At 63.5% G+C, this 10,893-nt stretch carries 5 protein-coding genes and 1 pseudogene; 1 reads left to right on the top strand and 5 read right to left on the bottom strand.

What is annotated here, in order from left to right:
- Nucleotides 1-833: 833 nt before the first annotated feature.
- Entirely contained in the window at nt 834-1,139 is a 306-nt protein-coding gene (locus E7T09_RS08300; protein ID WP_136388714.1) for a hypothetical protein, read from the top strand.
- A 411-nt stretch (nt 1,140-1,550) separates the two neighbouring features.
- Here the strand turns inward: E7T09_RS08300 and E7T09_RS08295 are convergent, their stop codons facing one another.
- The 5 genes and pseudogenes from E7T09_RS08295 to E7T09_RS08275 all read right to left on the bottom strand — a co-directional run bounded on the left by E7T09_RS08295 (nt 1,551) and on the right by E7T09_RS08275 (nt 10,830).
- Entirely contained in the window at nt 1,551-2,591 is a 1,041-nt protein-coding gene (locus E7T09_RS08295; protein WP_240741689.1) for a kelch repeat-containing protein, read from the bottom strand.
- Nucleotides 2,592-3,266: 675 nt separating this feature from the next.
- The gene (locus E7T09_RS08290; protein ID WP_136388712.1) at nt 3,267-5,588 is read right to left on the bottom strand and encodes a tetratricopeptide repeat protein; all 2,322 of its coding nucleotides are present in this window, start codon (nt 5,586-5,588) and stop codon (nt 3,267-3,269) included.
- A gap of 233 nt (nt 5,589-5,821) precedes the next feature.
- Nucleotides 5,822-6,829 (bottom strand): annotated as a pseudogene (locus E7T09_RS22075) (IS630 family transposase).
- Nucleotides 6,830-7,016: 187 nt separating this feature from the next.
- A complete protein-coding gene (gene wzy / locus E7T09_RS08280) occupies nt 7,017-8,444 on the bottom strand; it encodes an O-antigen polysaccharide polymerase Wzy (RefSeq protein ID WP_136388711.1) in 1,428 nt (475 codons plus the stop codon).
- Between the two features lie 16 nt (nt 8,445-8,460).
- On the bottom strand, nt 8,461-10,830 hold the full coding sequence (locus E7T09_RS08275) for a hypothetical protein (protein WP_136388710.1): 2,370 nt from the start codon (nt 10,828-10,830) through the stop codon (nt 8,461-8,463).
- Nucleotides 10,831-10,893: the final 63 nt, after the last annotated feature.

The following is a 10,893-nucleotide window of genomic DNA, read 5'->3' as shown; positions in this document are numbered from 1 at the left end:
CGACTTTTTGAACACCGCGCGACCGCCGGACTCGTACCTCGACTGGCTCCCCAACCTTGCTCGGTACCGGCGTGGCGTCGCATGCCAAATCCCGTGCCCTGAACTCGGCCGCAGTTCTCAACAGCCAAACGCGCTCTGAGCGTCATAAGCCATGCCCTGCGGCTCGATCGCCGGTTGCTGCTCAACTCGCAGGACGGCCGGGCACTGCTCCAAGAGCGTGGCATTGACGTCAGCCACGAGACGCCTCGGCCGTGAAACACCACGACCGCGCCGCCGCTTCAGGAACCCTGGCGCCACCTCAATGAAGGGTGTGTCGAGGTCGCTGGGATGAAGCCTGGGCGCTGGAGGGCCGTGGATGATCAGAGGGGTGTCCCTGACAGCTTTCTTCAGCACCATCACCTTACTGGCGCAGCTGAGTCCTGCGTCGTGCGGCTGCTGGGGAAAGGACGTCTCAGAGATCAACCGCACGGTCAAGCTCTGGAACCACCGGGCGGCTCAATGGCAACCTCCCGTGCCCAATAAGGTGGAGCACGGTCAAGTGGTCTCTGTTGCCCGCGGCCAGAATCTGATCGAGCGCTCCATCAACCGGCACGGCGGCGGGAACGCAACTCGGCATCAAACGACGACGGCCCACCCGGGAATTCCTCGTCCTGAATGACCGAGTCTCGAACCTTCACCGCCATATCGGCATGACCGTCCCAGCCACGGTGGGCAGGAGCACTCAAGCCGCGGCGATTCCCCGCTGGGGGAGACGGGCCTGACGCTGAAGCCGCCTGCTGACCTCCTGTGCCACGCTGAGGTCAAGTTGACAGCACCGTCTCTAGAATGGACTGATGAAGGTTCTCATTCACCCACAGGTGGCGGCCTCTGGCATAGCGAAACATTTCTCGGTGAGCAACCTTGCGGTCACCAGGACGGAGATGGTTCTTGAGCAACAATCGCTTCACTGTATCCAAAAAAGCTATGACGCTGAATTGAAGGCGGTGGACTTGAACACCGTAGAGGAACTGGTCGCGCTGATGGCATTCGTCAGTCAGAATTCCAATCGACACGTCGGTTTCCTTGCCAGTGGAGCGAGTCTTTTCGGTGACTACGATGGAGTGAATATCCCCACTATCTCCATCGGCGGTGATTGGTAGTCCGTGTCGGTGCCGGATGGACGGAGGCGGCTCAAGGTGATGGAAGTCACGCGGGGGCTGGCGACGCAGCAGGGTCGGTAGGTCGCCCGGCCTAAGGAAGGTGCCGGAGGGGCAATGGTGCAGGGGAGTGGCGACCCCAGCGATTCCAGCTCTAGCGCGCCTGGGCTGGAGTTCAAGCAGGTCTTGGCGTGGCCGAGTGCGGCCGACGTTCTTCAAGCAAGGTGGTTCAGGAACGTGGCAGGGCTGCTCCAGCCCTGCCGTTCGGGCGCCCTGACGCGTACCGGGTAGCAGGGGATTTTCGGTTCGTTGCAATGGGCCTCGAACCACTCGTGGCAAGCCTACACGACGTTCTCGGCGAGGCGAACGGTTCGGCGCGGTTAGCCACTCAAGTCGCCTGCCGTGTCTGTGGGCTCAATGGCCAATGAAGGTCGTGGCGACCGGCCCCGCAGTGGTGGAGCCGGTGGTGACGATCATCTTTCCGCCGATCACTCCGGCCACCGGGGATTGCCGGGGCCCTGGCAAGGACGTCAGGGCTGACCATTTGTTCAGGGACGGATCATAGGTCAGGACGGTGTTGCTTTCCTTTCCCTCGATGGCGCCGCCGTTCGTTGCCAGTGTCACGCCGCCGACGACCACGATCCGGCCGTTCCATATCACCGTCGAGGCCGTGATGTGCCCCAGTGGCAGCGGCAAGGGTGCTATTGATGTCCAACTGTCCGTCGCCGGATCGTAGCGGTGAACATCCCTCAGGTCACCGTGGGCCTCGTCCCCCAGGTGCTGTCCACCCACCGCATAGATCAGTCCGTCCAGGACCACCGCTCCAATATGATTACGCGCATTTGGAAGGGGGGCCCTGGACTGCCACGCTGTAGGGACATCGAGGTTCAGCACCCAGTGGTCGCTGTCGTCGCGCAGGTATAGACCCGCATCGGTACGCTCGGTGCCTCCGAAATAGTGGAGGTCGCGGCCGACCCGAACCAGCGCACCGGCCCCGCGCGCGCCTGGAAGGGGAGGGAGGGCCGTCCAGGTATCGGTGTGGGTGTCATAGCGCCAGACGTGGTCGGTCTGCGGGCCTGGATGGTTGCCGAGAAACCCCCCGGCCATATAGATGTCCGTGCCATCGACCGCCGTACCGGCGTGGGTGACGGGATCCGGCGTGTCCTTGAGTGCCGCCCAGTGTTCGTTGGCCGGGTCATAGACGTGCGCAGCCCGGGTGACGATCGGCTTGTCGTCCCGGTTCTCGGAAAATCCCCCGAAGACATAGAGTTTGCCGTCTACAACGGCGCCCTGACCTTCATACAGGGGTGTGGGACTGGGTGTGGCAGGCGTCCACGTCAGCGTGCCGGCAGGGCCAGGTGCAGCGCCCGGACTGGACGGCGTGGTACAGGCCGTCAGCAGCAGGGTCAGGAGAATGCAGGCGGACTGATGAAGCGGCAGGAGTCGTGTCGGCACAGAGAACCTCTGCCGGTGTGTAACCACCGGTGAAAAGCATCTGGAACGGCTTCCAGGATGCGTGGAGTGTAAAAAATCGGTGCCTCCGCTGGATGAGACTGCACCTGAAGTTATTGATCATGACTCTAGGCACCATGATCTGTGGGCGGCCGGGCGATGACCCGGGGCTAGAAGCGCCCAAACAGTGTGGCCCTCACCAATGTCCAGCAACTCTGACCCTCACCAAACGTCGGCTGGAAGAGCTTACCGGTATTGCGAAGTGTAGTCGGCTGGCCTCGAAATTTCGGGTGCGTGAACGTGGCCACCCTTCGGATGGTTGGGACGGGAACTTCAGCGGATGCTCACACCACCCGTTGACGGGTCGGTGCCACTGACCCATGACTCCTGATCTCGGTCATCCGCATCCTGGACTGGCAGGTCGGATGTAAGGCGGGCTGGGTGGTCATCCCTGCTCTCGCTGCTGCCCACGGCACCCGGAGGTTGCGAGTCCCAGTCGCTGGCTGGTCACTGACCAGTGAACATGGGGGCGTTGGGCCCGTCACGCGCCGCGGCGGCGGGCAGCAGGGCGCTGACCACGATGCCACGTGCATCAGTTCCTGCCGCACCTGGCGTGTGTACGACAATGACGTCCAGCACGCGAGATGAAGATCCCGAACGCGTGCTGGTCTCCACACTTCACGGTACGACGGTGCTCGGGACGAAGCTGAGAGAGGTGCCGGGCCCCTCGAATTCCAGTCCGATCCCGATTTCCCCAACGCCAAGATCGACTTCTGCCCCCACACTGGCGGACGTCTCGAGCTTCACGCCAACGTCGGCCAGATTGCCTTTCCCGTCACTGGTCAGGTAAAAGCCCTGTTTGGTTTCTACTTCCGTTCCGCCGACGCCGAGACTTTCCTTCACCCCGACACTCACCCCGAAGGTACTTAAACTTCCCTGGCTCTCGCCAAACTGCGGAATGCGTTCCGGGCGGATGATCCCCTGGCTGGACAGAAATTTGTCCTTGGGGGTGGGCGGCGTCTGTTTCCCTGCGGAGAACTGTTCCTCGACGCTGACAAAGACGCCGATATCCATCCACGGCAATTCGCCGCTGACTTCCAAACCCACTTTCTCGCAGTTGCCGGACACTTCAAAGATCAGTGCCTTGGCTTTCAACGTGGCGGTCGGCTGACAGCCAGCGTCTGCCGGAGGCTCGTAGGCCCCCACCGTTTCGTCGGGCGTTGGCGTGGGCGTGCCAGCCACGAAGAGACACGGCTGCTGATAGACGATCAAGGTGGACAGGTGGCGGTTGATGGCGTCAGGCACCATCCCCATCCACAGCTTCCGCATCAGTTGATGGTGCGCTTGCACAAAGCGCAGCAAGCGAGGCTCGGAGATGTAAGAACTGACGGTGCTGAGATAGCGGTCGAGTTCCGTCACATTGGCGCGTGTGGTTGTTTCCAGATACGAAATCGAGCCCTGCCACAGGTGGTTCCAGTCCTTGAGGTCAGTACACTGGCGGTTCATATCGTCGTACTTTGCTTTCTTCTGGCAGAAGACCTGATCCTTTGCTGTGCTACACGCGGTGAGGTCTTTTTCAAGCAGCGCTTGAGAGGCGCTGAATTTACTTTTCAGTCTGGTCAGACGCTCTTCTTCAGTGTTGGCATAGTTGGTGTCGGCTTCGAACTGCTTCTGGAACAGAGGGGCGTAGACTGGATCGCGGTACATCTGAGAAACGGCAGCAAATAGAGCGACTGCCATGCGGTGGTTGATCTGCTGCCCCGGCGCGGAAGCGAGGGAGATCACATACGCCGAGGCGTCGAACAGCGCATCCCGCAACCGTTCGGCGTCAGCGAGCTGCGGCTCGTTCTTGTGGATCCAGTCGTTGTAGGCGGTGGTCAGGCGGCTGAGTTTTGCTTTCTCCTCAGGCTCGGCGATCACCGGAAAGTAAGGCCATTTCCCGACGACACCCCGACTGAAATCAAGAAAATCGCGGGCCATCACCTCGGTCTCAATGTCCGTGCCCTGTGGAGGCGGCATCGGGACAGTCGGTGGTATTGAAGTCGTGGTCTTGACAGGTTTGCTGGGTGGAGGGGTGGGATTGCGGCGCAGGCCACGTACCAGGGCTTTTCGCGACGCTTCACATTTGCCTTGGTTCCCCAACGCGGCGGCCAGATTGCGCTGGGCTTCCGGCAACTCTGGTGCCAGGCTCACCGCTTGATTCAGCACCCGTTCCGCCTCCGAGGAGTTGCCCAGCTGCATCAGGGCGTATCCACGGGTGGTCAGCACCTGCGCTTTCGCGGGATAAAAGGTGCTGCTGGGCCCACCCGCCGCCTCGGAGGCGCCCAGCAGGGCCAACGCTTCGTTTGGGGCGTTCAGGAAGGCGGCTAGTGACCCGAGATTGTACAGGGCGTCGGCATCTTTCGGATGCTGCTCGAGGACTTTGAGATACGTGGCGACAGCGGCAAGTGGACGGCCGCGCGCCACGGCGGTCAACGCCTCGACTTTGGCTTTGGCCGGATCCTGTAAGGCGTCTGCAGTCAGGAACTCTTTCCACGCTTGAGGCGACACCCGGTACGCCAGAGACGTGTAGAGGTTGCCCAGCGCCTGGTTGACACTTAACGCTTTGGCTTCTGTCGGCTTTCCTGCCTGGATGGGTGGCGGGAGTTGAGCGCTGGCCGCCCCCAGGGCCTGCTTGAGCTGTTGCAGCATGCCCTGCAACTGGACATATTCATCCGATCCGGGCTTCATTTGTTGCAGTTCCTGCTCCAGGGTGGCCAGTTGAGTCTGGGCTTCGGCCAGGTCCCCCGTCGCTGCTGCTGCTGGGACGGGAGCGGCACCTGTCGGGAGCGAACCGCCTGTCCCCTGGAACGTCAGGCAGGGCAGACTCGAGGCGGCAGCAATGCTATTCAGATCGGTGTTGCCGTGAACCACAGAGATGCTGGCTGCCGTACTCAGCAGCAGGCAGCCTACTAGAAGGCCTGACGGGCGACGCCAACCACATACGCTGCTCTGCTTCATGATCTCCTTGCGTGCAAAGTCCACAAGAAAACGAATTGCTGGGTATCAACGTGGATACTGGATCGCTTGTTCGGATGTTCGGTCGGGTTACTTGAGCTTCGCGCCCGAACTCGTGGGATGTCAAGTCGGCCGGTGGCGTTTGGCTATGCTGCCGGTTGTAAAGACCTCAACGGCCTCAAATGTGCGGTATCCCCACCAGAACTCCAGCGTCACACAAACAAAATCGGCAAGCCTTATTGATTCCGGCATAAGTTAGAGTCCATCAATCGGCGGGGCAGCTGAAGGTTCCTGACGCGCTGCCACGCCCCCACGAGTTTTTCCTTCGGCATCGACAGGGAACGGGCGCAGAAGTTCCCCAGCACATTCCGTTTCACGTACGCCCACACGAGCTCAATCGGGTTGAGCTCTGGCGCATAGGGCGGCAGATACACCACCGACAGGCGTTCGTGGGTCTCCACGAACGCCTGTACCGCTTTGGCCCGGTGAATTCCGGCATTGTCGAGCACCACGACGAGCTCTCCCTGGACATGACGCAGGAGATGCTGGAGAAACCGGATCACATCCCCACTGCGGATTGCCCCTGACTTCGTCTGCTGGAAGAAGTTGCCACCTGACGTGATCGCCCCAATGGTCGAGAGCTTTTCCCAGTTGGCTGGGAGCGTGACCAGGGGCGTCACGCCCCTGGTCGACCAGGTTCGTCGGCGAACGCCCTTCAGGGAGAAGCCGACCTCAGCCACGTAGACGAGCGTCGCGCCCTCAGCGACCTTTTTTTCCCAGCTCCGGCGCGACCTGTTCCCGCCAGGACGCGATCCGGAGTTCATTGCGCTCAGCTGCATGCCCATCCGGCATCTGGGGCGTGAAGCCCAACTGCCGAAGCAGTCTCCGGACGTGATCATGGTGGTACCACACGTCGAACTGCCGCCCGATCACGTCTGTGACCCGCTTTGTGCTCCACGTCTGGTCGGGGAAGCCGTGCTGCAGAGCACCCTCCCGCAGGAGGGTGCGAACCTGTTCACGCTGAGTGGCAGTGAGTCGGGAGGGGCGTCCGCTGGTCACCGTCGCCTGAAGACTGCCGGTGCGCTTCAGGCGTTTCTTCCAGTTCCTGACCGTGTGCACAGACACCCGAAGTGTTGGGCAATCTCCTGCTGTACATGCTGGCCCCCTTGAAGCCATGGCGTCGCCGCCAGCCGACGTTCTTCCAGCTGGGCTCGGGAATACTTGGAAGGATGCCATTCGGCCACGCCTCCAGCCTATCAGCCCAGACTTACGTCGTCATCAATAAATCTGGGACGGTGCCCCGCAGGTTGAACAGCTGCGCGAGCAGTGCCGTCAGCTTTATCTGTGAATCGGTCGGGTTGGGCATCGTGAATGACCTCCAGGGCATGACAAAGCCCCGCACTCAGGCGGGGCAGCGGGGTTAGGTGACGATCAGGTCAGGCGGTCACGGCGCCGGTACATGACGTACAACGCGGGCAGCAGCACGAACCACACGATGGGCCGTACGTAGGACACGCTCTCGCCCCGCGCCCACAGCAGCAGGAAGCTCAGCGTGACCGCCATCAGCACGACGTGCAGCGCATTGGTGGGGCGGCTGAACCGCGTCAGGAGGCCCTGCACCAGCAGGCCGACTGCCAGGAACCCGATCACGCCGCCCACCAGGCCGAAGTTCGCGTACGCCTCGGCCATCGGGGAAAAGCCGTAGCCACCACCGAGGCTCGCCACGCCAGGATCGACCGCCCGCACCAGCCACACGGCATACGGCCCATCCCCCGCCAGTCCAGGGTTAAGGCCGCCGATGCTGGGCAGCGCCGTCCACAGGGAGGTCAGGTAGCTCAGGCCATACCCGAACGTCCTCGCGCCAGGAATGTAGTCCATCGTGTACGCGGTCGGCATGATGTTGGCGCCCGTCTCAAACAGCGTGCTGAGCAGCGGGGATTGCAGGCCCGTCACGGTGGTGATCACAGCGTCCGGACTGAGATCCACGATGCCTGCCGTGTTCCGCAGGATGGCCACGGCAGGCAGCAGCACCATGAAGATCAGCAGGCCGACCGTGACGGTCAGTCTCGCCGGGATGGGCCGCACCAGCCGGTGCCACAGGAACCACGTGGCGATCAGGGGCATCAGCGCGCCGCTCCGGTGCCCCAGCGCGATCCGCACGCCCACGTACAGCAGGATGGTGAGCAGCACCCCCCGCCGCCCCCGCGCGGTCAGCGTACCGCTCCCCAGCAGGAACAGCAGGCCAGGAATGAAGAACACGGCCAGGACGGCCCGCCAGTTCCCCACCCCCACCACCACATCCTGCTGGTACAGCGCCATGTACCCGCCAGACCGGACGATCTGTACGGCCTCCATGAGTTCCAGCAGGGCGGGCACGGTGCCCGCCAGCAGGAACAGCATACCCACCGTCCGCAACCGCTGGAGCTGCGTGGGTGTCGCGGTGGCGTCCGTTCTGGGGATCAGGATGGCCGTGAGCACTGTGGCGAGCGTCCACGCGGCGAGGCAGACCGTCAGGTAGTACCCCGCGTGCGCGAGCTGCACGTCCGTGAAGTACCGGATGACGATGGGCGCGGCTGGGTCGAACACGTGCGCGATAAGGGCGCCCACATTGAACATAGTCAGGGAGATGTACAGCAGCATGCGCGCATCCCAGATGGTACGCGTCACGGCCGCTGTCACGCCTATGCCCAGCGCGGCGTTCCCGAGCGCCAGCAGGCTCACGGTGTCGAGCGGCAGCGTCCAGTCCGGCGTGTGCGTCATCAGGGGGATCAGGAGGGCGGCCAGCCAAGCGGCCTGCGCCGTCATGAGCACGGCAGGCAGGGAGAGGGGGCGGGGAGCCCCGGCCGAGAGGACGGTCATACCTCACCATACCGGCTCAGAACTTGTACCCGACGTAGATATCCAGCGTCAGGGCCGTCAGCACCCCGGCAGGGTTGGCGATGTAGATGTACATGTCCGGGGCGCCTGTCGCGTTGAATGCCACCGTGCGCGGCGCCGCCGATGCCTTGATGGCCGCTACGCTGATACTCGTGACCTTCCCGCCCGCCGGACTCGTCGGCCCGCTCAGCCGGAAGCGTGTGTACGTCGCCGTGCTGCTGCCCGGCGTCCACGTCGCGTTGATGTGGTAGCGCGGGCGGGCCGGGTCGCTGTCCGTCACCTCCGTCAGGTTCGTGACCAGCGTGCCGCTCACGCCCGTGCCGCTGTACGCTAGGGTAGGCGCGGCTGGTGTCATGGGGGCAGCGGCGGGAACAATGGTCGGATCAACGGGAATCGCCCCGATGGCCTGTGGCAGCGCATCAAACAGCATGGCGCCCGTCACGCTGGACGTTGGGGCGGGGAAGATGTTCAGGGTGCCCGCCATCGTGTTTACGCTGTTGACCACGGCAGTGCCGGGAATCCCTGGCCCCAGAATGGTGTCCCCTGCCGTCCACGTCTCGATCCGCGTCACGCTCGTCACGGTCTGACTGCCGCTCGTGAGGTTGCCGGTGCTGCCATGGTAGCGCCCGCCCCGCGTGACCACGCTGGCGTACACGCCACCGGAGGTGGGCGTGGGGTTGATGATCCGATCCCCCTGAAGGAAGTTCTCGAGCTGGGTGCTCAGGTCGGCGGTGTACTCCACCATTTCCTGCCCAGGCCGGAAGCTGCCCGTGATGACCCGCCGCACCGGGACGGTATTCACGCGCATGTAAGGCTCGTTCGTGACCGTCAGGGCGCGGTCAAGGATCAGGCCAGTCGAGCCCGAGTACGCGACCACGCTGTACAGATCACCCGCGATGCGGATGCGTGCGCCCGTCGTGAAGGGCCGGAATTCCTTGCGCAGCCGGTCATCCCCGGTGTCAATGATGGCCGAGCCGGACACCGTGAGGCCCGTGTGGTAGATGGCAAACTCACTCTTCAGTACCACCGGGTCGATGATCTTCACGCCGTCCACGGAGGGGTCGCCGTTCGTGTTCACGCCGCCGTTGTCCAGGGTCACGTCCGTGCGGTTCTGCAGGAAGCGTGGGCGGACGATGTTCACGTTCCGGGTGGTGCCGACCCCGCCGGTGTACAGCACCACGGCGTTCGCGGCCATCTCCTCGGCGTTGCTGTATACAATGCCGTTGAACAGGGCATCCTCCACCAGCACGCTCTCCACCTTGCGATTGTAGGTTCCGATGGCGAGGCCCGTCTGGTAGACCTCGAAGTTCGGGGAGCGCATCACCAGGGATCCGTCCCGGAAGTACACGGAGATGGTGGACGGGTCGCTGAGGGTATACCCGGCCTGGGCGAATGTCCAGGTGGTTTTCTTCTCGTTGTAGAACTGCGGGGACTCGAACGTGACCATGCTCCCGGCCAGATCCACTAGGGCGTTGTGCCGGGTGTAGCGGAACGTCACGTCATCCCAGCGGTGCCCAGGGATGCCCGCGAGGTATGGCGTATTGGCGACACTGACGCCGTTGTCACTCGGCCCGAGTGAGATTTCATCGCCCGTCGTGAGGTTGGTTGTGTACTTCGCGTACAGCAGGCAGTCATCCACAAGGTAGTTCAGGAACGTGAACCCTTGCCCACCCGGACGCGCCAGATTGAGGCAGTTGCGGGCGCGGATATCCACGCGGGCGATACTGCCGCCGTAGGCGTTGTAGATGCGCACACCCCAGCAGTTGGACGGGGTGTTCGCCCCGTGCCGGATCAGGAAGTCCAACAGGCGGTGCCCGAAGTTGTGAATGCTCGCGCCGTCGCCCACTTCCAGCACGGCGCGGCCTGCCTGTCCCGCCCCGAAATCTCCGATGATGGTGGTGCTGGCGCGGGATTCCCCCATCCACACGCAGCCCGCCAGCGTGACACCTCCATAGTACCCAACCGGGATGGGTTGCGTGATCCGGTAGCGCCCCGCCTCGATGGTTACCTGCCGGTAGCGGCTCAGGCGCAGGAACGCCGCCGTGTCATCCGTCAGCAGATCACCCTTTGCCCCGGCGCGGCGGGCCGTCACCGCGTCCCGCAACTGATAGCGGGTGCCGTCTGCGGCAACGATCAGGCCCAGGCCGTCGTCCGTGCTGGTGGTGTCGCCGGGGATGGGGTCGTAGATGGCCCCGCCGCCGTCCCTGGGCGCGTAGTAGCCGCGGGTACGCACGGGCGCTCCGGTGTTCACGCGGGCACGCAGAGCAGCCAGGGAATCCACGCTGATGGCCGCCGTGGTGCTGTTGCTGACCGCCTCCAGAGCGGGCGACCGGGCCAGCGCTCCACCTGCCACCGCCCGAACGAACACCCGCGACGCCTCCGCTCCGGTCAGCACCTGACCTGAACTGACCTGCTCCCCGCAAACGGCTCC

Source organism: Deinococcus sp. KSM4-11 (assembly GCF_004801415.1).
In the GTDB taxonomy this organism is placed as follows: domain Bacteria; phylum Deinococcota; class Deinococci; order Deinococcales; family Deinococcaceae; genus Deinococcus.
This window is presented reverse-complemented; position numbering and strand designations above follow the sequence as displayed.

What these genes read in the sequence shown, in the direction of transcription:
- E7T09_RS08300 (WP_136388714.1), top strand. Translation starts at nt 834, where the DNA reads ATGAAGGTTCTCATTCACCCACAGGTGGCGGCCTCTGGCATAGCGAAA.
- E7T09_RS08290 (WP_136388712.1), bottom strand. Translation starts at nt 5,588, where the DNA reads ATGAAGCAGAGCAGCGTATGTGGTTGGCGTCGCCCGTCAGGCCTTCTA.
- wzy (WP_136388711.1), bottom strand. Translation starts at nt 8,444, where the DNA reads ATGACCGTCCTCTCGGCCGGGGCTCCCCGCCCCCTCTCCCTGCCTGCC.